Annotated in this window: 17 protein-coding genes and 1 pseudogene; 13 read left to right on the forward strand and 5 right to left on the reverse strand. The window is 60.4% G+C overall.

The features are described 5' to 3' along the window. Positions 1-157: 157 nt before the first annotated feature. From EI291_RS21195 to EI291_RS21210, 4 genes are all read right to left on the reverse strand, one after another. Positions 158-1,261 (reverse strand): Mrp/NBP35 family ATP-binding protein, encoded by a 1,104-nt coding sequence (locus EI291_RS21195; protein WP_044017834.1) that lies wholly within the window; start codon positions 1,259-1,261, stop codon positions 158-160. A 373-nt stretch (positions 1,262-1,634) separates the two neighbouring features. Then, positions 1,635-2,333 carry a LytR/AlgR family response regulator transcription factor gene (locus EI291_RS21200; RefSeq protein WP_125424288.1) on the reverse strand — a complete coding sequence of 233 codons (699 nt, stop codon included), beginning with the start codon at positions 2,331-2,333 and terminating at the stop codon, positions 1,635-1,637. Next, positions 2,330-3,502 (reverse strand): sensor histidine kinase, encoded by a 1,173-nt coding sequence (locus EI291_RS21205; protein WP_125424289.1) that lies wholly within the window; start codon positions 3,500-3,502, stop codon positions 2,330-2,332. The genes EI291_RS21200 and EI291_RS21205 overlap by 4 nt, the downstream gene beginning before the upstream one ends. After that, entirely contained in the window at positions 3,483-4,607 is a 1,125-nt protein-coding gene (locus tag EI291_RS21210) for a sensor histidine kinase (RefSeq protein ID WP_125424290.1), read from the reverse strand. The genes EI291_RS21205 and EI291_RS21210 overlap by 20 nt, the downstream gene beginning before the upstream one ends. Positions 4,608-4,737: 130 nt before the next feature. On the opposite strand from EI291_RS21210, the gene EI291_RS21215 reads away from it, so the two are divergent. The 5 genes from EI291_RS21215 (at position 4,738) to EI291_RS21235 (ending at position 11,992) form a co-directional block, all read left to right on the forward strand. Continuing rightward, complete coding sequence (locus tag EI291_RS21215) at positions 4,738-6,012, forward strand: hypothetical protein (RefSeq protein ID WP_125424291.1); 1,275 nt, start codon at positions 4,738-4,740, stop codon at positions 6,010-6,012. Positions 6,013-6,168: 156 nt separating this feature from the next. Next, positions 6,169-8,259, forward strand: coding sequence for a DNA primase (gene dnaG / locus EI291_RS21220; protein ID WP_125424292.1), 2,091 nt, complete (start codon positions 6,169-6,171; stop codon positions 8,257-8,259). Between the two features lie 108 nt (positions 8,260-8,367). Further along, positions 8,368-9,438 carry a potassium channel family protein gene (locus tag EI291_RS21225; RefSeq protein ID WP_240635628.1) on the forward strand — a complete coding sequence of 357 codons (1,071 nt, stop codon included), beginning with the start codon at positions 8,368-8,370 and terminating at the stop codon, positions 9,436-9,438. A 111-nt stretch (positions 9,439-9,549) separates the two neighbouring features. Beyond that, positions 9,550-10,803, forward strand: coding sequence for a glycosyltransferase family 4 protein (locus EI291_RS21230; protein ID WP_125424293.1), 1,254 nt, complete (start codon positions 9,550-9,552; stop codon positions 10,801-10,803). Then, the gene (locus EI291_RS21235; RefSeq protein WP_125424294.1) at positions 10,787-11,992 is read left to right on the forward strand and encodes a glycosyltransferase; all 1,206 of its coding nucleotides are present in this window, start codon (positions 10,787-10,789) and stop codon (positions 11,990-11,992) included. Before EI291_RS21230 ends, EI291_RS21235 begins: the two co-directional genes overlap by 17 nt. A 165-nt stretch (positions 11,993-12,157) precedes the next feature. Here EI291_RS21235 and EI291_RS21240 read toward each other — a convergent pair whose 3' ends face one another. Beyond that, the gene (locus tag EI291_RS21240) at positions 12,158-12,784 is read right to left on the reverse strand and encodes a hypothetical protein (RefSeq protein WP_125424295.1); all 627 of its coding nucleotides are present in this window, start codon (positions 12,782-12,784) and stop codon (positions 12,158-12,160) included. Positions 12,785-12,993: 209 nt separating this feature from the next. Between EI291_RS21240 and proC the strand changes: the two genes are divergently transcribed. From proC to EI291_RS21280, 8 genes and pseudogenes are all read left to right on the forward strand, one after another. Further along, positions 12,994-13,797, forward strand: a complete 804-nt coding sequence (gene proC, locus EI291_RS21245; RefSeq protein WP_125424305.1) for a pyrroline-5-carboxylate reductase — start codon at positions 12,994-12,996, stop codon at positions 13,795-13,797. 249 nt (positions 13,798-14,046) lie between these two features. Next, entirely contained in the window at positions 14,047-15,291 is a 1,245-nt protein-coding gene (locus tag EI291_RS21250) for a bifunctional 3,4-dihydroxy-2-butanone-4-phosphate synthase/GTP cyclohydrolase II (RefSeq protein WP_125424296.1), read from the forward strand. 123 nt (positions 15,292-15,414) lie between these two features. Then, positions 15,415-16,245 carry a hypothetical protein gene (locus tag EI291_RS21255; protein WP_125424297.1) on the forward strand — a complete coding sequence of 277 codons (831 nt, stop codon included), beginning with the start codon at positions 15,415-15,417 and terminating at the stop codon, positions 16,243-16,245. A 250-nt stretch (positions 16,246-16,495) separates the two neighbouring features. Further along, a complete protein-coding gene (locus EI291_RS21260; RefSeq protein WP_125424298.1) occupies positions 16,496-17,257 on the forward strand; it encodes a hypothetical protein in 762 nt (253 codons plus the stop codon). A gap of 911 nt (positions 17,258-18,168) precedes the next feature. Continuing rightward, a complete protein-coding gene (locus EI291_RS21265) occupies positions 18,169-18,579 on the forward strand; it encodes a (R)-mandelonitrile lyase (RefSeq protein ID WP_125424299.1) in 411 nt (136 codons plus the stop codon). 86 nt (positions 18,580-18,665) lie between these two features. Continuing rightward, entirely contained in the window at positions 18,666-19,238 is a 573-nt protein-coding gene (locus EI291_RS21270) for a sugar O-acetyltransferase (protein WP_125424300.1), read from the forward strand. A 119-nt stretch (positions 19,239-19,357) separates the two neighbouring features. Further along, positions 19,358-20,332, forward strand: a complete 975-nt coding sequence (locus EI291_RS21275) for a helix-turn-helix domain-containing protein (RefSeq protein ID WP_125424301.1) — start codon at positions 19,358-19,360, stop codon at positions 20,330-20,332. 245 nt (positions 20,333-20,577) lie between these two features. Next, positions 20,578-20,776: pseudogene (locus EI291_RS21280) on the forward strand (hypothetical protein); the annotation flags it as partial.

Here is a 20,776-nt window from a genome sequence, read left to right on the forward strand (position 1 = left end):
GCCGGAGCGGGGAGAAGTTTAGGGGAAGCGTAGCTACGGAGAACGTCATGCAGAGCGCAGCGAAGCATCTCGCGTACTGAGGTTGGATTACTTTGGCAACGTCAGCACGCGAGATTCCTCGCGCTGCCCGGAATGACGTTCTGGTTCGTTCCGCCAGTTACGACTTCATCTCCACGATGTTGGTTTTCGGGGCTACGGCGTTGCGGATGCTCACCTGGCGAGCCAGCTCCTCGGCCAGCTGGGCGAAGACCTCAGCGGCCGGCGTCCCGTCCTGCAGGATGGCGGGCGTGCCCTGGTCGCCGTTTTCGCGGATGCTCTGCACCAGCGGAATCTGGCCCAGCAGCGGCACCTCGTGCTTGGCCGCCAGTCCTACGCCGCCGCCTTCACCGAAGATGAAGTACTTGTTGTCGGGCAGCTCGGCGGGTGTAAACCAGGCCATGTTCTCCACGATGCCCAGCACCGGCACGTTGATTTGCGGCAGGCGGAACATCTGCAAGCCCTTTTCGGCGTCGGCAAGAGCTACTTTCTGGGGTGTGGTCACGATGAGCGAGCCGGTGACGGGCACCGTCTGCACCATGGTCAGGTGGATGTCGGAGGTTCCGGGGGGCATGTCGAGCAGCAGGTAATCCAGCTCGCCCCAGTCCACCTCCGTGATGAACTGCTTGAGGGCCGAGGAGGCCATCGGGCCGCGCCACACAATGGCCGATTCGGCCGGGGCCAGGAAGCCGATGCTCATCAGCTTCACGCCATGGGCTACCACCGGCTGGATGAGGTTTTTGCCGTCGGGGCCCTGGAATACGTGGGGCCGCTCGTCCATCACGCCGAACATCAGCGGCATGCTGGGGCCGCTGATATCGGCATCCACGAGGCCTACTTTGGCGCCGGTTTTGGCCAGCGCAATAGCCAGGTTGGCCGTGACGGTGCTTTTGCCCACGCCGCCCTTGCCCGAGGCAATGGCAATGATGTTTTTCACGCCGGGCAGCAGGTCGCGGTTCTGGCGCATGGTGGTCACGCGCGAGGTCATCACAATTACCACCTCGGCGTCCTTGTCCACCATCGTGTGGATGGCCCGCTCGCAGGCGTCGTGGATGAGCTGTTTGAGGGGGCAGGCGGGCGTGGTGAGCACCACCGTGAACGACACGCGGCGGCCGTCAATCTGCACGTCCTCAATCATATTGAGCGTCACGAGGTCTTTGCCCAGGTCGGGCTCCTCCACGTAGCTCAGGGCCTTGAGGACGGCTTCTTTGGTAATGGGTTCCATTATAGTCAGCGAAGAAAGTGCGGATGCAAAGCACAAAGATAACCCGGAAACCGGGGCGGCGGTTGCGCGGCATGGTTTCCATAGAATGTCATTCCGAGCGGAGAGAGGAATCTCGCGTGCTGACGTTGTGGCCGTGGGAACGATGTAGAGACGCAATATTTTGCGTCTCGTCGTTGCTGACGTTGTTTAAGTGACGCGGTTTCGGTCGTTCAACGACGAGACGCGAAGTGTCGCGTCTCTACATCGTTCCTGCGAACCCAAAGTCAGCAACGACGAGACGCAAAATATTGCGTCTCTACATCGTTCCTGTGAACCCGTCATCAGCACGCGAGATTCCTCACGCTGCTCGGAATGACGTTCTTTTTGGGGCAGACTACAGCCCGAACTGCGCCAGCAGGGATTCTTTGTGCTGCTTGCCGATGGGCAGCTTTTCGGGCAGGTCGTAGAGCTCGACTTCGTTGCCGCTGATGGCCCGGATGGCGTCGAGGCGCACGATATAGGACTTCTGGATGCGGATGAAGCGGCTGGGCGGGAGCTGGTCCTCCACGCGGCTCATGCGCAGGTAGGTGATGATCATCTGGTTTTTGAGCACGATGCGGATGTAGTCCTTCATGCCCTCGATGTAGTAGATTTCCTCGAACAGCACCCGGCGCAGGGAGTGGCCCTCCTTCACGAACAGAAACTGCGGCGCGGCAGCTACCGGGGCGGCCGGGCGGCTGCCCACCACGGCCAGGGCCTTGTTCACGGCCTTCATGAAGCGCGGAAACGACACGGGCTTCACCACGTAATCGAGGGCGTCGAGCTCGTAGCCTTCCAGCGCGTGGTGGGGCGAGGCCGTGACGAAGATGACGTAGGGCGGATTGTGCAGGGACCGAATGAACTCCAACCCGTTCACCTGCGGCATGTTGATGTCGGAAAACAGCAGGTCGATGCGCTGCTGCTGGAGCACCTCCAGGGCCTCGAAGACATGCTCGCAGCTGGCTACCAGGTGCAGGCCGGGCATCTGGGCAATGTAGCCCTGCAGCAGCTCGCGGGCAAAGGGCTCGTCGTCGATAATCAGGCAGTTAATCATAGTATCGGGGAGATGGGCAGGAGGGAAGCCGCAGCGGGAACAGCGGCGGCGGCCGGGGCCAGGCGCAGGGCCAGGGTTACGCGGTAGGTGTAGGCGTCGGGGTCGTGGGTGAGGTGGAGCTGGTAGTCCTGCGGGGCGTAGTGCAGGGCCAGGCGCTTCTGCACGTTGGCAATGCCCACGCCGCCTACCTCGCGGCGGGGCGCATCGGGGCTGAAGCTGTTGCTGACCTCGAACTGCAGCCAGCCATCAGCCGCCGTGAGGGAAATGGCCACCCAGGAAGCGTCGAGGCTGCTATCCACGCCGTGCTTGAAGGCATTTTCCACGAAGGGGAAGAACAGCAGAGGAGTGACGCGGTAGGCGTCCAGCGGGCCGGTTTGCTGGTAGTCGATGCGAACCTTCTGGCCGTAGCGCAGCCTCTCCAGCTGCAGGTAGGCCGCCAGAAACTCCACCTCCCGCGCCAGCGGCACCAGCGCCGCATCCGACTCGAACACCGTGTAGTGCAGCAGCCGGGTGAGGTGCTGCACCATGTCGGGGGCGCGCTCGTCCTGCTTCACTACCATCATATACAGGTTGTTGAGGGTGTTGAACAGGAAGTGCGGGTTCACCTGGGCTTTCAGGAAATTCACTTCCAGATGCAGGTTTTCGCGCTCCAGGCGCAGGCTGTGGTTGCTGCTGCGGAGCAGAAACCGGATGAAGCGCAGCAGAATGGGCGGCACCACCGTCACGGCGAAGTCGTTGAGGCCCATGCTCACGCTACGCCACGAAAACACCCCGGCCCACAGGCTGCCGTCGAGGAAGCGGTGCGCGTAGCTGTAGAGGTCGGCGGAAATCAGGCCGTAGCGGTCCAGCAGGGCGTAGCAGGCGTAGGAGCACAGCGCCCAGAAGTAGTAGATGGCCACCAGCCCCAGGGCCGTAAGCAGCCAGCGCCGCCGCAGCAACACGCGCGGCAGCAGCACTTCCGAGAAGAAATAGTAGCTGCCGATGGTGGCCACCGCGTCCTTCAGCACGAAGCCCCAGGTTACCACTGGCGTCTGGCCGAAGCCGCGGAACACGTAGTATTCAAACCCCACAAACAGCAGCCACCAGGCCACGTGCCGCAGCCCCCGACCGCCCGGCGTGGCGAAAAACCGGCTGGCGCCGGCGCGGGTATCAGCGAGCCAGCGGCGCATCGGGCGGGAGTTGAAGGTGGAGGTGCAGGTGCACGTGGTGGGCGTCTTCGGTGAGGGCCACGGTGTGCCGGCCGGGGTAGAGCAGGGTCAGGCGGCGCAGGGCGGCGTCCACGGCCGCGTCGGGGCGGTAGGTGAGGGGTGCGGCGCTGGTGCGGGTCAGGGTGAACGTCACGGCGTCGGGCTGCACCGCCACGGTGCTGTGCAGGGTGGCGGCGGTGCCGGGCGGGGCGGCGTCGAGGCCGGCGCAGAGGCGCTCCAGAAACGGGTGCAGCAGCAGCGGCGCGAGCTGCTGGTGGGCGGGCGTGCCGGTGGTTTCGTGGGTGATGCGCACGGTATCGGGGCGGCGCAGGCGTTCCAGGGCCAGGTAGTCTTCCAGGAACTCCAGCTCCCGGCTGAGCAGCACCCGCTCGGTATCGGTTTCGTAGAGCGTATAGCGCATCAGGTCGGCCAGGTGCAGCACCACGTCACCGGCGCGGGCGTCGCGGGTGCGGGTGAGCTGGTGCAGGCTGCCGAGGGTGTGGAACAGAAACTGCGGGTTGATTTGCGACTTGAGGTAGCCCAGCTCCAGGCGCAGGTGGTTGCGCTCCAGCTGCAGCCGGCGGCGGTCTACCACCAGCGCGTAGGCCAGAAAGCTGATCAGCACCGGAAACAGACAGATGGCCAGCAGCCCGAAAAACACGCTCAGCTGCTGACCAGGGCTGAAGAGCCCGGCCCAGAAGCCTTCCACGTAAAATCCGTGCAGGGTGCGCCGCAGCACCCCCGACAGCGGCACGTACGCTTCGGCCAGCCGGGTGCCGGCGTACATCCAGAACTGAAAGGCATAGAGCAGGGCCACCCCGCCCAGCAGGGCCCGGCCGTAGTGCCCGCGCAGCAGCCAGCGCGGAATAATCAGGTACACCAGGGCATTGAACAGCAGCACCGCGTAGCCCATATGCAGCCCTACCAGCGGCCAGATGGGCCCTTCGAAGCGGAAGTTGGGGCGGTTGTTCCAGGCGAAGTAGAACCCGGCCAGCACCAGCCACAGCAGCACCTGCAGCAGCAGCGTGGTGGTGCGGGCACTTAGGGCCGGCCAGCGCCCGGCGGCCCGCAAAACAGATTCTGGCATAGCAAAACAGCAGACCAAGTTGGGCTTTGGTGGTGTGGGGCCCGCGCTTGGTCGAAGAAACTTCGGAAGCCTAAAGCTCTGCAATTTCTTTGTTCCAGTTCTCTTCCACTCGCCAACTAACTATTTCCTGATGTACGCTTCCTTCCGCCTCCCGCTCTGCTTCTCTACCGCCACTGCCGCCCACCGTTTGCGCTTGGCCGCTGGCGTTGCGCTGGCCGGCCTGCTCAGCCTGCCCGCCCAGGCCCAAGACAGCACGCTCACCCGCCTCACCCACAAATACCAGTTTGCGCTGGAGCAGAAGGGCACCCAGTTTTCCGGCGCGGGCTGGGACAAGCTTCGCCAGGACATCGAGAAGAGCCAGGTGGTGCTGGTGGGCGAAGACCACGGCATGGCTCAGATTCCGCAGTTCACCCAGGCCGTGGCCCAGGTGTTGAAGCCGAAGGTGTACGTGGCCGAAATCGACAAGTACCAGGCCCGCGACCTGCACCGCTTGGCCGCGCAGCCCGGCCTGCCCACGGCGTTCAGCCGGCAGTACCCAATGGCGCTTTCCTTCTATAGCTGGGCCGAGGAGTTTGAGCTGGCCCGGACGCTGCGGGCCCAGAACGCCGCTTTCGTGGGGGTGGAGCAGGTGGGCGGCGCCACGCCCGGTCGGCTGTTCGGCCTCATGGCGGAGCAGGTGAAAAGCAAGGCGACCAAAGCCTATCTGCTCCGGATGGCCGCCAAGTTCCAGGCCCAGGACCGCGCCGACATGGTGCGGGCTTCCTTCGAGCACACCACCGTCAATTCCATCCGTCCCGCCACCCTCGACAGCCTGCGCGCCTTCACCCGGACCGAAAGCCCGGCGGTGCGCCAGATGCTGCAGGACTTCGAGGCCAGTTCGGCCATCTTCAAAACCAACGCGGCGGGCCAGCCCGGCGGCCACCGGGCCCGCATCAACCTGATGAAGCGCAACCTGCTGCAAGAGCTGCAGCCCTATACCGCCAGCGGGCAGCCGCTGCCGCCCATGCTGTTTAAGTTCGGGGCCTACCACGCCGGCCGCGGCCGCAGCATCTGGGGCGACATGTACGACGTGGGTAACCTGGCCATGAATCTGGCCGACGTACACGACCAGAAGAGCCTGCACATCTTCGTCATCGGCAAGCAGGGAATCCAGAACGGCGGCAATAATCCCGACGACTTCAGCAAAAATGTGGCGAAATACTCCATGGCGGAGGCCGATATGATTAAGCCATTTGCCGCAGCTACCCCCGCCGGTACGGCCTGGCAGGTGTTCGATGTGCGCCCCCTGCGCCGGGCCCTGCTGCAGGGTAAGCTGGCCGCCGGCAGCCCCGAACTCGAAGCCACCATCCTGGGCTACGATTACGTCGTCATCATTCCCGAAACCACCGCTAGCCGCAACTTCTAGCATCAATAGCGCGGACCGTGCGGTTCGCGCTATTACTGTTTTCGTCGTAGAGAGGCTCATTGCGAAACCTCTATCGACTTAAGGTGTGCCACTTCGCGGCCGATCCTGCCTACCTTTGGGGTTCCGTTCCGCTGCTACCCTATTGCCCGCACCGCCTTGGCCCGTATCCCGAAAGAAACCGTTGATCAGATCATCCACCACGCCGACATAGTGGAGGTGGTGGGCGACTTCGTGAGCCTGAAGCGCAAGGGGCAGAATATGTGGGCCTGCTGCCCGTTTCACCACGAAAAGTCGCCGAGTTTCTCGGTGGCCCCGGCCAAGGGGCTGTACAAGTGCTTCGGGTGCGGCAAGGCCGGCGGGGTGGTGCAGTTCATCATGGACATCGAGGGCACCAGCTACGTGGAGGCCCTGAAATACCTGGCCAAAAAGTACGGCATCGACGTTCAGGAGGAGGAAAAGACGCCCGAGCAGCAACTGGCCCAGAACGAAAAGGATTCCCAGTTCATCGTTTCGAACTGGGCCAAGGACCACTACCACAAGCTGCTGCAGGACAACGAGGAGGGGCAGAGCATCGGCTGGAGCTACCTCCGGCAGCGCGGCCTCAACCAGGCCACCATCAAAACCTTTGAGCTGGGCTACTCCCTGGATCAGTGGGACGACCTGCTGAAATCGGCCACGGCGGCGGGTTTCGAGCTGAAGTACCTGGAAAAAACCGGCCTCGTCATCCGCCGCGAAGACGACAACGGCCAGGACACCGGCCGGCGCTACGACCGGTTCCGGGGCCGGGTGATGTTTCCGATTCACAACGTGTCGGGTCGCGTTATCGGCTTCGGTGCGCGCACGCTCAAGCCCAACGACAAAACGGCCAAGTACCTCAACTCGCCCGAGTCGGAGATTTATCACAAGTCGGACGTGCTCTACGGGCTGTACCAGGCCCGGCAGCCCATCCGCTCGGAGGAGCTGTGCTACCTGGTGGAAGGCTACCTCGATGTGCTGAGCCTGCACCAGGGCGGTATCAAGAACGTGGTGGCCTCATCGGGTACCTCGCTCACCGACGGCCAGATCCGCCTCATTAAGCGCTACACCGACAATGTAACGGTGCTCTACGACGGCGACGCGGCCGGCATCCGGGCCTCGCTGCGCGGTATTGATATGCTGCTGGAAGGCGGCCTGAACGTGCGCGTGGTGCTGTTCCCCGACGGCGACGACCCCGACAGCTACATCCGCAAAGTCGGCGACCAGCGCTTCAAGGAGCATCTGGAAGGAGCCAGTCAGGACTTCATCCAGTTCAAAACCGACCTGGTGAGCCGCGAAGCCGCCCAGGATCCGGTGAAGAAGGCCGAAGCCATCCGCGACGTGCTGCAAAGCATCAGCAAAGTACCCGACCCGATTAAGCGGCAGGTGTTTTTGCAGCAGACTTCGCAGGCTTTCGGCATTGATGAGCAGGTGCTCATTACGGAGTACAACAAGCTGGTGCGCAACGCTTCCCAGAAAGCCGCCGGCGGCCAGAATAGCAGTGGGAGCGGGGCGGCGGGCAGTGCCAGTGGCTACAGCGGGAATCAACAAGTGTCGGGCGGCGGCGGCGGACAACGCCCGGCTCCGCGACCCATGAGCCCCGAAGAGGAAGCCGAAGCCCTGATGTACGGGGCCTCGCCCGAGGACCTGATGGGCGGCGGCGGCGACCTGCAGAACCTCACCCGCGAAGAGCTGGAGCCCGTGCCCGATGTGCTGGAGCAGTGCGAGCGGGAAGTGGTGCGGCTGCTGCTGCTGTACTCGCCCCAGCCCCTGGCCCCGGAAGTATCGGTGGCGCAGTACCTGCTGGAGCAACTGGAAGGTACCGGCTTCAAAACCGGGATTTACGCCGATTTGCTGCACCTGTGCCGGCAGGAGCTGGAGCAGGGCCGCTGGCCCGAAGTGCGCACCCTCATCCAGCACGGCCGCTCCGATATCCGGGCGCTGGTGGCCGAGCTGGCTACCGAGAAGTACGAGCTCAGCCCCAACTGGACCACCCACCAGATTCACGTGCCCCGGGAGCTGGACCTGCTGCAAACCGCCTGCGACAACGCCATTTTGCGCCTTAATAAAGTGAACGTGGAGCGGGAGCTGGCCGTGCGCCTGGAAGCCCTGCGCCACCCCACCGACGAGGCCACCATGATGGAAAACCTGCAAACCATTCACCTGCTCAAACAGATGGACAACCAGCTGGCTGGTATGCTGGGTACAGTTATTCCGCGAGCGGCTATGTAACGACTGCCGTACTGTGCTCTGGAAGCCGGTAGCTACCGTTGAGTTGCGGCTTTGCAGCATCCTCGCGTACTTGCTGCTGCAAGAGTTCTGCCGCCTCAACTCCCCTCCATGCCCGCGCCCCCGCCCGTTCAAGCTGCCGCTTTGCGCTACCTGCGCGACATCTGGCACCGGTTCAACCTGAGCCGGTTTGTGGGCGCGCTTATCCTCACGGCCATCAGCTTTGCCGTGGGGGTGGTGGGGTTCATGTGGTTGGAGAAGTTCACCTTCGTGGACGCCTTTTACATGACGATGATAACCGTTTCAACGGTGGGCTTCGGGGAGTTGCACCCGTTGTCGCCGGCCGGGCGGTTGTTTGTGTCATTCTATATTTTCTTCAACCTGTTAATGCTGGCCTACCTGTTGTCGGTGCTTACCACCTACATCTTCGACGGGGGCCTGCGCAGTATGTTCGCCATGCTCAAAAACGACCAGGAAATCCGCCGCTACTCCGACCACGTGATTGTGTGCGGTTTCGGGCGCAATGGCCGCAAAGCCTACCATGAGCTGCGCAGCAGCGGGGCCGATGTGGTAGTGGTGGAGCAGAACGAAGCACTGTTGAAGGAAGCCCTGGAAGGCACCGGTGAGGCCGTGGCTGCCGTATTCGGGGATGCCACCCTCGACGACACCCTGCGTGCGGCCGGCGTGGATCGGGCCCGGGCCCTCATCACTGCCCTGCCCAAGGACGCCGATAACGTGTTTGTGACGCTTACGGCCCGCGAGTTGTCGCCCGATATTACCATCGTGGCCCGGGCCAGCCTCAAAAGCTCCGAAACCAAGCTGCTGCGCGCCGGGGCCGACTCCGTGGTGATGCCCGATGAAATTGGCGGCTCGCACATGGCCAACCTGATTATGCGGCCCGAGGTAATCCGGTTTCTGGATATGATTTCGGGGCTGGGGCCGCATAAGCTACGGCTGGAAGAGCTGCGCTCCGATGAGCTACGGCCCGAGTGGCGCGGCCTGAGCATCCGGGACCTGAATATCCGGAGCCGCACCGGGGCTACCGTTATCGGCCTGAAGCACTTGAACGGCGAATTCACGGTGAGCCCCTCGGCCGACATCATTCCCAGCCCCGGTGACATTTTCCTGTTCCTGGGTACCGAGGCTCAGATCATCACGCTGCTGGAGCAGTTCCGCCAGTAGCGCGCAGCTCCGCTTCGCGCATGAGCCAAGCGAGTAACAGGCATATGTACCCTCTACTCCAAAACGCACTTTACTTGTGCGCGAAGCGGGGCTGCGCGTTACTGCGTAGTTTTGCAGTCTGACCAGCCGTTTTCCTTCGTGCATATTCTGCAGCTTTGTCCGCGCGTTCCGTACCCGCCCCATGATGGCGGCGCTATTGCTATGTACGACGTAGCCGCCGGCCTGGCCCGCGCCGGGCACCGTGTTACGGTGCTGGCCATTAACACGCCCAAACACCACCAGCCCGCTACTGCCTTCCACCATCTGGGTCCCAATGTGCGGCTGCTGACGGTGGATGTGGACACGCGTCTTTCGCCGATGCGGGCGCTGCGCAACCTGCTGCTCGGCAAGCTGCCCTACAACGTAGAGCGGTTTGTGAGCCCCGCCGTGGAAGCCCGGCTGGCGGAGCTGCTGGGTACTGAGCAGTTTGATGCCGTGCAGATAGAAGGCACATTCATGGCCTGGTACGTGGATACGATTAAGCGTTTGGCTCCCGCACTGCCGGTAGTGCTGCGGGCACACAACGTAGAATACACTATCTGGCAGATGCTGGCCGAGCGGGAACACAACGTGCTCAAGCGCGCGTACCTGCAGCATCTGGCCCGGCGGCTGCAGCAGTTTGAGCATAGCGTACTGCCGCGCTTCAATGCCGTGGCGGCCATTACCGAGCCCGACCAGAAACGGCTGCGCCGCCTGGGCTGCCAGGAGCCCGTGGTATTCGTGCCCGCTGGCGTCGACCTGGACCGGTTTCAGCGCGACCCAACCATTCGGCCCCGGCCTCGCACGCTGTTCATGATTGGCTCGCTGAACTGGCTGCCCAATCTGGAGGGCCTCGACTGGTTTCTGCAGCAGGTGTGGCCCCAGGCCAGGGCGCAATACCCCGAGCTGGAGCTGCACATTGCCGGCAAAGACACCCCGGAGCGTATCAAAAACCTGCAGCTGCCCGGTGTAACAATTCATGGCTTTGTGGAGTCGGCCGCGCGGTTCATGCAGGAGTATGAGCTGATGCTGGTGCCGCTACTGAGTGGCGGCGGCATGCGCATCAAAATCATTGAAGGCATGGCGCTGGGCAAATGCATCATGAGTACCGGGCTGGGTTCCGAAGGCATTCATGTGCGCGACGGGTTTGATATTGTGCTCTGTGATGAACCCTCGGAGTGGGTGGAGCGCTTGGGCCGCTACTACCGCGGCGAGCTGGGCCAGCAGGCCATTGGCGAGGAAGCTGCCCACACTATTGCCCGCCTCTACGATAACCGCCGGGTAGTGGAAAGCTTCCTGGACCTGTACACCATTCTGACGCCCGCGCCCCGTGCCGCCGCTCGTTGAGGCCCTGGCAACGGCTGGCCTGTGGGGCGGCTTGGCCCTGGTGGCACATACCTACGTGGGGTTTCCGGTGCTGCTAAGCCGCCTGGCCCGGGGCCGCCACCAGAACGCCAACGTATATGCCCCCGACAGCGCGGAACTGCCGGCGGTGGATATTCTGCTGGCCGTATACAATGAGGAGCAGGTAATTGAGGAGAAAATCTGCTCCACTTTTGCCACCTCGTACCCGCCGGAAAAGCTTACCTTCTACATCGGCTCCGATAACTCCCAGGACGGCACCAACGCCCTAGTGGAGCAACTGGCCCGCGAGTATCCGCGGCTGCGGTTTCGGCCGTTTGGGCAGCGCACCGGCAAGCCCGGCATAATGGAGGCCCTGTCCCTGGAAGCCACGGCCCCGGTGCTGGTGCTCACCGATGCCAACGTATTTTTTACGCCCGATACACTCTACCACCTCGTCAAGCACTTCCGCAACCCCGCCATCGGACAGGTGGGCGGCAACATCCTTAACCCCGACCACCGCCAGGACGGTATTTCGGGTCAGGAGAAGGCCTATCTGGAGCGGGAAAACATGATTAAGTACCAAGAAGGCGTGGTATGGGGCAGCATGATTGGAGCCTTTGGGGGCTGCTTTGCCGTGCGCCGCAGCTGCTACCATCCGGCCCCGGCTTCCTTCATCGTCGATGATTTCTTCATTTCGATGGCCGTGCTGCAGGACGGTTACCAGGCCATTAACGAGCTGGCGGCCGTGTGCCACGAGGATGTGTCGGACAAGCTACCGGAGGAGTTCCGGCGCAAAGCCCGCATTTCGGCCGGCAATTTCCAGAACCTGGTGGCGTTCCGGCGGCTGTTGTGGCCGCCTTGGCGCGGTGTAAGCTTCGCGTACTGGTCGCACAAGGTGCTGCGCTGGCTTACGCCGCTGCTGCTGCTGCTTATGCTACTCTGCAATGTGGTACTGGTGCTGCGGGGTGGGAGCTGGTTTTACCAGCTCATGCTGGCCGGCCAGGTAGCCGCCCCCGCGCTGCTGCTGCTCGATGGAGCTTTGCACCGGCTGGGTGTACACCTGCGGTTGCTACGCTTTATCACGCACTTCTATAGTATGAACGGGGCCCTGCTGCTGGGGCTGTGGCGTTTTCTGGGGGGCGTAAAAACCACCGTTTGGGAGCCCACGCAACGCTTTCAGCACAAGCGGTAAGGGAAAAAAATAGAGCTTAGATGTGAGAACTCAGAACCGAGAGCTTGACTGTATAAAAGACGAAACGAGTTCGGGAATTAAAAAGCGTGAGCATCGTCTTTCTGCTTCCCAAACTCGTTTCACTTTTTGCTTCTAATTTCTAAGCTCTCACATCTAAGTTCTAAATTACATTTCCGCCAGCTTTTCCAGGTCGATTTGTTTGGCTACGGACTCCACCAGCTGCAAATCGGGCTGCTGGTCGGCGGTGATTTTGACCATGAAGCGGCCGCCCATAGCCAGCATCAGCTCGGCCTGCCGGTCCTTCTTGCGGTAGGTTTCCATGCCGGACACGCCTTTCACGCCTAGGTCGGTTGATTTCACCAGCTCCTCGTCGTTTTCACTTTCCAGGCCCATGCCCAGCAGGCCGGCCGCACCCTGGTACAACTGATGCGCGCCGTTATAGTCCATCAGCTCCACCTTCACCGTGGAGTTGTCCTTGGTAAAGTCGCGGGCGGCGGTGGAGAAGGCAATGCCGCTCATTTTGGTGGATTGGCCGCTGGGATTGGCGGCCGTGTAGCCGCTTATCTCAGCCGGCAGGTAGGCCTGCAGGTCTTTGTAAGGCAAGGAAAGCGTGTCGCCGCGTTTCACCCGATCCTCGCGCTGCGTTTTTACTTCCTCCATAGATGTTTCCAGCTTCTCGCCAGCTTCTTTCAGCTTGGAAATGGCGGAATACGATTCTTTGGCCTTCTGAGCCTGTTCGCAGGCAGTAGTCAGCAGGGCCGTGCCCAGCAAAGCAAAAACGAGGGTTTTCATAGTGGTGTGGTAGGGGAAGAGAAATATTCGGATGGAAATATATATATACAAAATCACAATGGCTGACCTGCCGCACCTGCAGCCAAGCAGGCAAATAGAGGTAGGAAGTGTAACCGGAAGAGGTGCTGGTTGCGGTTTGTGGGCTTTCCTGCTTATGTTGGCCCGGCTGCCGGGGAATTTTCCGGTCGGCCCCTGCCTCCATGAAACCACTGCGTATTGCCATTCTGGGCTGCGGTAATATGGGCATGGCCTTCGCCAAGTCCTTTCTGCACTACAATCTCGTCAGCCGCCCCGATTTGCTCTTGCTGGGCCGCCACCTTGACCACTGCCAGCGCCTCACCGATGCCCACCCCGGCCTGCCCGTGGCCGAAATGACGCCCGCTGTGGGCAATTACGATGTAGTGCTAGTGGCCGTGAAGCCCCAGGATTTCGGTAAAGTGGCCGAGGGGCTGCGGGCCGTGCTGCAGCCCGGGCAGGTAGTGGTGTCCATCATGGCCGGTATTCCCATTGCCCGGCTGCAGCGGGAGCTGAATCACCGGCAAATTATGCGGGCCATGCCCAACACGCCGGCGTTGCTGGGCATGGGCATCACCGGGTTTTCGGCCGCGCCGGAGGTGGAGCGCAGCCGTTTGCACCAGGTAGAAAACCTGCTGAATGCCACCGGCCGCTCCATTTTTCTGGAAGATGAAAGCTTGCTCGACGCCGTGACGGCCGTGAGCGGCAGCGGCCCGGCCTATTTCTACTACATCGTGCAGGCCATGATGCAGGCCGGACAGGAGCTGGGTTTCTCGGAGTCGGTGGCCGGGCTGCTGGTGAAGCAGACCATGCTGGGGGCTTACCATTTGCTCAATACCTCCGATAAAACCCCCGATGAGCTAATTGCCGCCGTGGCCTCCAAAGGCGGCACCACCGAAGCCGCCCTCCGCGAATTCCGGGCCGGCAACCTCGCCGAAACGCTTACTGCCGGCATCAAAGCCGCCCAGCACCGCGCCACCGAGCTGGCCAGGGAGTAACTGCGTAGCGGAGTAACTGAGTAGGTGCTGTTTCGCATCAGGCCCGGACAGCCATGCATGACAGGGTTTTATCATCGTCCTCCAGTGCCGGGCTCGTAGGGTTTTACTCAGTTACTCCGCTACTCCGTTACTCTCTCGTAACTTCGCGGCACCGTTACGGGTTGTAGCGGCGTACCGCGCATGGAAAACGGCTCACCCAGGCCGTAACCGAAATCCGCGAAATCCTTTAATCCGTTTAATCCGCGCTCCATGCTGGATTCCATTGAAGACGCCATTGCCGACATCCGCGCCGGCAAAGTTGTAGTAGTCGTTGACGACGAAGACCGTGAAAACGAAGGCGACTTTATCTGCGCCGCCCGCTGCGCCACCCCTGAGGTTATCAATTTCATGGCCACCCACGGCCGCGGTCTGGTGTGCGCTCCGCTCATTGAGCAGCGCTGCGAGGAGCTGGGCCTGGAGCTGATGGTAGGCCGCAACACGGCCCTGCACGCTACGCCCTTCACCGTGAGCATTGACCTGCTCAAGAACGGCGTGACCACCGGCATTTCGGCTTCCGACCGGAGCAAGACCATCCTGGCCCTCATCGACCCCGATACCAAGCCCGAGGAGCTGGGTAAGCCCGGCCACATCTTCCCACTGAAGGCCCGCAAGGAAGGCGTGCTGCGCCGCGCCGGCCACACCGAAGCCGCCATCGACCTCTCGCGCCTCGCGGGCTTCGAGCCGGCCGGGGTGCTGGTGGAAATTCTGAAGGAAGACGGCGAAATGGCCCGCCTGCCCGAGCTGCGCGAAATTGCCACCAAGTGGAATCTGAAGCTGATTTCGGTGCAGGACCTGATCAAGTACCGCCTCGAAAAGGAAAGCCTCATCACCCGCGAAATTTCGGTGAAGCTGCCCACCGACTACGGCGACTTCGACCTGGTGGCCTACACCCAGCGCACCACCAACGCCCAGCATCTGGCCTTGGTGAAAGGCGATATTTCGGGCCCCGAGCCGGTACTGGTGCGTGTGCACAGCTCCTGCGTAACGGGCGACATCTTCGGCAGCTGCCGCTGCGACTGTGGCCCCCAGTTGCACCGCGCCATGCAGCAGATTGAGCGCGAAGGCCGCGGCGTAATCGTGTACATGAACCAGGAAGGCCGCGGAATCGGTCTGCTCAACAAGCTGCGCGCCTACAAGCTGCAGGAGCAGGGCCGCGACACAGTAGAGGCCAACCTAGAGCTGGGCTTCGGCATGGACGAGCGGGACTACGGCGTGGGTGCTCAAATCCTGCGTGACCTAGGCATCTCGAAGATGCGCCTGCTCTCCAACAATCCCCGCAAGCGCACCGGCCTCATCGGCTACGGCCTGGAAATTGTGGAGTCGGTAGCCATTGAAGTGGAGCCCAACGAGCACAACGAGCGGTACCTGACCACCAAGCGCGACAAACTGGGCCACACCATCCTGCACAAGGACCGCACCCCGCACCCGGATACCGAGGCAGCCTCCACAATGTAGTTTCTCTGAGTGCCAGAAAGGAAAAGCGACCTTGTTCAACTATAGTAGTTGAGCAAGGTCGTTTTTTTTAGTTTTTCCGACAGATAAAAAATAAGTATTATCAGGCTTTTATAAGCCATCAGAATGAATATCAGAAAACTGTTCCTGAGTGCAGGAATTCTATTGAGTATAGCAAAAAGTAGCGTTGCACAGGAGTTGCAAAAGAGCTTTGCCGGCTCGTTGGTTATTCTGCACTCCGGCGACACACTGCGTGGCCCACTAACGTATCTTCCCAGGCAGGATATTATCATCCTGACAATGCTCGATCAGACGCGTCGTACGTTTTCGCCAATGGCACTGCGTGCTTTTGTGGTGAATGGAGAAATAAGCCCCGAAATGCTCCGGCTAATTGAGGCTTCAGCACCAACAGCCGTTCATATTGAGGCTGGCAAAGTACCCGTCATTGACCCCCGCAGTTCACTGCTTCCCTCTTTACTGCATCACGACAAAAACAGGGTGTTCATTTCGCACCGGTGGCCCGCCAGCCAGATGCAACGATACCGAAGCAAAGCGGGGTTTTTCGAAGTACTGGTTTCTGGCAATGCGATGCTGCTTCAGCGCCAAGTTGACGCGGTGCCTGCACAACCGTTACGTACGATTTACCGGCGACCTACTACCGAGTTTGTGAAGACGAATTTGAACAGTAACGTTCCAACAACTACAACGGATACATTTGTGCGCTTAGCAGGCGGGGCCACGGGCCGAGAGTTAAAGTCACGACTTTACGTATCAATGCCGAATGGAGAACTCCATTTCTTGCAAAATCCCCGCAAAGACCTGTTGAACTGCTTTCCGCTCTATAAGCGAGAAGTATTGTCTTTTGCCCATCAGCATCATATTATCTGGTCAGCGCCACAGGATATAGCACAGGTGATAGGCTATATTAATGCGCTGGCAGTCCACGCTAACGGGTAGTTACGAACGTATTGAGAAATTGGCCTGTGCTGTAGCAGCGGTACATGCCAGGCACTTCATTCGGTGCAACCGCCAATATTCAGCCTCAGATGCGACAAGCTAGGCCATACCATCCCACACAAGGACCGCACACCGCACCCGGATACGGCCGCCGAGTAACTGAATATTTTATTGTTTTTCTACGGTTTACCCGCAGTTCTGCATGTATTTGCGGAACTGCGGGTTTCCTATACCTCTAGTATCTACCTAATTGAAAATCTGTTACGCCCGATTAGTGACATTGGCAGGCTTGGTGACTGGCAGCTTTAATGCGCAAGCTCAGATGTCGGAGCAACTCAAGGCCCTGCATTTCGCGCAGGATTTTGCCTGGGCTGAGATAATCCTGGCCAACGGGGATACGGTACGAGAATCCGCTACGCTTTACTGGCCTGAGGATGTACTGGTATTGCAACCCAGCAAGCACACGCTGCCTGCCGTACTGGTAAAAAGCTTTTCGGTACGGCAACTTCAGGCAGCTTCTTTCGACAGTAAAAGACGCTACGATTTTCTGTTAATGCGCCAAGGGTATTTCCCTGGCAACGCACTGTTTCCAATCGGGCCGGAATTGCAACGGCCCAACAAACCATCGGAAGGCGTAACCCGAGTGTTCCATGTATGCCGTTGGAGCAGAAACCAAGGCCGCCAGGGTTTCCAAACGCTAGGATTTTTTGAGCAGCTGAGTGCGGGCCCTGTAGTATTACTCAACCGACTGGCGCTGGAAAAACAAACAAGCTACGTGTATGGAGCCGCCGTTTCTCAAAACGTAAAACGAGACGGCTTGTACTTGGTACAACCTGACGGGCGCTTATGGTTTCTGCAAAACCCGGAGAAGGATATATATGCCTACTTCCAACGCTGTGCCCCTCAGTTGCGCGAATTTGCGCGGCGCAACAAACTGCATTTTACCAAGGCACACGAGTTGGCTTATCTGGTAAATTATGCCAATTCGCTCACGGCCCCTACGCAACCATAAAAGCGCACGCGTACCTATCGTTGTACTGCCTGTCTAATCCGTGCCCCATTCCAGATTGCTGTTAGCGGATGGGTTGCTGATGGCCTGCGTGGTGCAAGCTTAAACACCGGCCCGGAAGGCGGCCACTGCCTCAAAGGTGAAAAAGACTGTAGCGCATCTGGCGGCCTCACTGAAGGAGGAGACGGTGGCAGGGTGTATATTATCACTTCAACGCATAGGATAAATAGGGTATCTGTAAATAGTTATATATCAGCGTATTGTATCTGTATTGGCAGTGCCTGGACCCGTCTGGCATTCAACTGGCCGGTAACTACACACTGACTAAAATGGTGGAGCAGCCATCGGCACAGCAGGGCAGCGCCCGGCCGGGCGCTGCCCTGCTGTGCCAGGAAGTCTAATTTCTCACTGCCGACCAGCCAAGCTTTCGACGTCACGAGCCTGCGGCAGGGGAGGCGGCGCGTCACTGAGGTGATTATTCCGCACAACCGGCGTTTGGCTGACTGGCAGACGAAGGACGACACACCGTTCGACCCGGAATTGTATCTAAACAGCCTCGTTCTTCCCAATAATAGCTCGTTTCACATTTTACTGATTGCAGCACACAGCATTCTTTGAAATGTATACTGACTGCTTTGATTCCCGCTAACACTTGTTGCTGTTACCGGTGGAACTTTGTGCTGTTGATTTTTAGCAGGTTAGCAGGTGCGGTTTACCCTGGGGCCGCTGATAGCCCGGCTTGGTAGGTATAAACTTTGACGCCGTCCGGCACGAAATGAACAGGAGCTACCGTGCGGCGGATTGGGCTAGCTGAAGCAGCGGTGCTTGGCGGCAGCTCTTATGCCTGCCTGCTTAATGCCCCATATGGCGGTATAGCCAAAGGCCTTACCCCACTAACTCAAAACATCTTGTCTATGAGCACTCTCCCCAACACCTCCCAAACCCCGGCCGGCACAAAACGCGGCCCGGCGGAAAACTTCAATGGTACTGCCTGGGTGACCATGCTGGCCGCCGCCAACCCCACCGACTGCACCGTCGGCGACGTTACCTTCGAGCCTGGGGCGCGCAACAACTGGCACTCTCACCCGGCCGGACAGCTGTTGGTGGTGACGGCGGGCCTGGGCTACTACCAGGAAAAGGGGCAGCCGGCCAGGCAGCTGCGGGCCGGTGATGCGGTCAGCATTGCGCCCGGCGTGGTGCATTGGCACGGGGCTGCCCCCGACAGCCTCTTTACCCACCTGGCCATCAACCCCAACGTCAGCCAAGGGGTAGCCGACTGGCTGGAACCCGTAACGGACGAAGAATATCGGGCTGCCCAGGCCTAACGGGTACCCGGGCGCCGGCCCGCGCGGTTGCCGGCAAGTCAATGCGCCTCGGCACAATGTTCAATCACTTATTGCTAAACGACTATATGGCGCCGGAAACCCGAACCATTTTCGAGCGGGAGCTGGCCGGCGAGGTCATTTCCCTCGACGACCCTGACTACCCCCAGATTTACGCCGTCATCCGCAAGGCCATTCGCCTTACCTCGGAGCTGAACGCCATTGCGGTGGAGGATAACGAGCAGGTGAACCGCATTTTTAATCAGCTCATCAACCAGCCCGTGGATGAGACATTCTTCCTGATTCCGCCTTTTTACACCGATTTCGGCCACAATATCCGCATCGGCAAAAATGTGTTCGTGAACCACGCCTGCACCTTCATGGACCGGGGCGGCATTACGCTGGAAGACAACGTGCTGGTGGGCCCCAAGGTGAACCTCATCACCAGTAACCACCCCACCGAGCCCGGCCAGCGGCGTGCCACGTATTCGCGGCCCATTGTGCTCAAAAAAGGCGCCTGGCTCGGAGCCAACGCGACGGTCATGCCCGGCGTCACCATCGGGGAAAACGCCATTGTGGGTGCCGGTGCCGTCGTCACCAAGGATGTATCGGCCAATAGCATCGTGGCGGGCGTACCGGCCCGGGTTGTCAAGCACCTCTAATGCCCCCGGCAGCAGTGCCGGGCCGTAACCGACCAGCAATACGCCAGCTATCAATAGGCAAGGGGCTCCGGTCTTCCAAATAGCCGCCTACCTGTAGCAACTCTCCGTAGCGCTCCACTATGACCGAAACAAATCCCCGCTTACCGGCGTCTGTACTGGCACACCACCAACAGCGCTTACTGGCCAAGGCGCTGAGCAACCCCATGACGGACGCCCACGCTTTTCCACTACGAGCCAGCCCCTTCCCGAGCAACGACGTGGAGGTAATGACCATGCACGAGGCCCGGTGCGGCATGGCTAACTTCGACCGCCGCGACCTTTTCAAGGTGGTACTGGTAGTGGAAGGGGCCAATGAGCTGTATTACACCACCCGCAGCTACGTCGTCGACCGGCCCGCGCTGGTGTTCACCAACCGGCTGATTCCCTACGCCTGGGAAGTGACGCCCGGCTTCCACGAGCAGCAGGGCTATTTGTGCTGCTTTTCCGAGTCATTTCTGCACTCGGCCATGCGCGGCGTGAGTTTGAAGGATACGGTGCTCTACAAAGTGGAAGGCAATCCGGTGTACTACCTCAACGCCGAGCAGGTGCGCTACTTCACCGACGCCTTTACCCGCATGCGCCGGGACTTGGAATCGGACTATGCCCACAAGGAGGATTTGCTGCGCAACCAGCTCTCCATCATCATCCACGAAGCCGCCCGCCTGCAGCCGGCTTCGGCCCAGCACGCGCCCGTCAACGCGGCCGAGCGCATCACGTCGCTGTTTCTGAACCTGCTGGAGGTGCAGTTTCCCATCACGGCCCAGCTGCGGGAGCCGGTGCTTAAATCGGCCAGCGACTACGCCGACCGCATGGCCATCCATGTCAACCACCTGAACGCCATGGTGAAGGAGGTGACGGGCAAGTCCACTACGGCCCATATCAACGAGCGGCTGGTAACGGAGGCCAAGCTGCTGCTGGCCCACACCGACTGGACGGTGGCCGAAATTGCCTATAGCCTGGGCTTTGGATACCCCACCTACTTCAACAGCTTCTTCAAAAAGCAAACCGGTACCACACCGCTGACCTTCCGCCGGGCCCACGTATCAGTAGGGTAACAAACGGGACCAATACGGCAGCAGTCAATTCTTTGAAAACTGTACCTGTCCATTTGAAAGTTGCGGGAATAGCATTCGTAAGCGCCGGTACTTTTCTGAACACTCTTCGTACTTTATAGTATCGTTCCGTGATAAACCTTTTGAGTGCTGCTGGCTGGTAGCCTAAGCGGGTGGCCATATGTACCTGCGCTGCCCGCGGTGCTGAAGCGTTGAACCAAATTTTTCCGCAACTCAACTACACATGTATGCCCACTGAACTATTCCCCGACGCGCAACCGGATGACCTGCGACCCGAGCAAGATTCGCGGCGTACGTTCATGAAGCAGGCCGGCGGCCTGCTGGGCCTGGCGCTGGCCCCGCCCTTTGCCGCCCAGGCCGAGCGGCTGGCTTCCTACGCCAAAACGGTAGAGGGCGTGAGCACGCTGCAGCTCAAGGTCAACGGCA

The sequence above is a fragment of the Hymenobacter rigui genome (assembly GCF_003944715.1).
GTDB classification, from domain to species: Bacteria; Bacteroidota; Bacteroidia; order Cytophagales; family Hymenobacteraceae; genus Hymenobacter; species Hymenobacter rigui.

Bases quoted from the DNA above. Each gene is read 5' to 3' on its own strand.
- EI291_RS21225 (WP_240635628.1), top strand. From the start codon at position 8,368: ATGCCCGCGCCCCCGCCCGTTCAAGCTGCCGCTTTGCGCTACCTGCGC.
- EI291_RS21265 (WP_125424299.1), top strand. From the start codon at position 18,169: ATGAGCACTCTCCCCAACACCTCCCAAACCCCGGCCGGCACAAAACGC.
- EI291_RS21240 (WP_125424295.1), bottom strand. From the start codon at position 12,784: ATGAAAACCCTCGTTTTTGCTTTGCTGGGCACGGCCCTGCTGACTACT.
- EI291_RS21215 (WP_125424291.1), top strand. From the start codon at position 4,738: ATGTACGCTTCCTTCCGCCTCCCGCTCTGCTTCTCTACCGCCACTGCC.
- EI291_RS21200 (WP_125424288.1), bottom strand. From the start codon at position 2,333: ATGATTAACTGCCTGATTATCGACGACGAGCCCTTTGCCCGCGAGCTG.
- EI291_RS21195 (WP_044017834.1), bottom strand. From the start codon at position 1,261: ATGGAACCCATTACCAAAGAAGCCGTCCTCAAGGCCCTGAGCTACGTG.
- EI291_RS21210 (WP_125424290.1), bottom strand. From the start codon at position 4,607: ATGCCAGAATCTGTTTTGCGGGCCGCCGGGCGCTGGCCGGCCCTAAGT.
- EI291_RS21250 (WP_125424296.1), top strand. From the start codon at position 14,047: ATGCTGGATTCCATTGAAGACGCCATTGCCGACATCCGCGCCGGCAAA.
- EI291_RS21255 (WP_125424297.1), top strand. From the start codon at position 15,415: ATGAATATCAGAAAACTGTTCCTGAGTGCAGGAATTCTATTGAGTATA.
- EI291_RS21270 (WP_125424300.1), top strand. From the start codon at position 18,666: ATGGCGCCGGAAACCCGAACCATTTTCGAGCGGGAGCTGGCCGGCGAG.
- EI291_RS21205 (WP_125424289.1), bottom strand. From the start codon at position 3,502: ATGCGCCGCTGGCTCGCTGATACCCGCGCCGGCGCCAGCCGGTTTTTC.
- EI291_RS21275 (WP_125424301.1), top strand. From the start codon at position 19,358: ATGACCGAAACAAATCCCCGCTTACCGGCGTCTGTACTGGCACACCAC.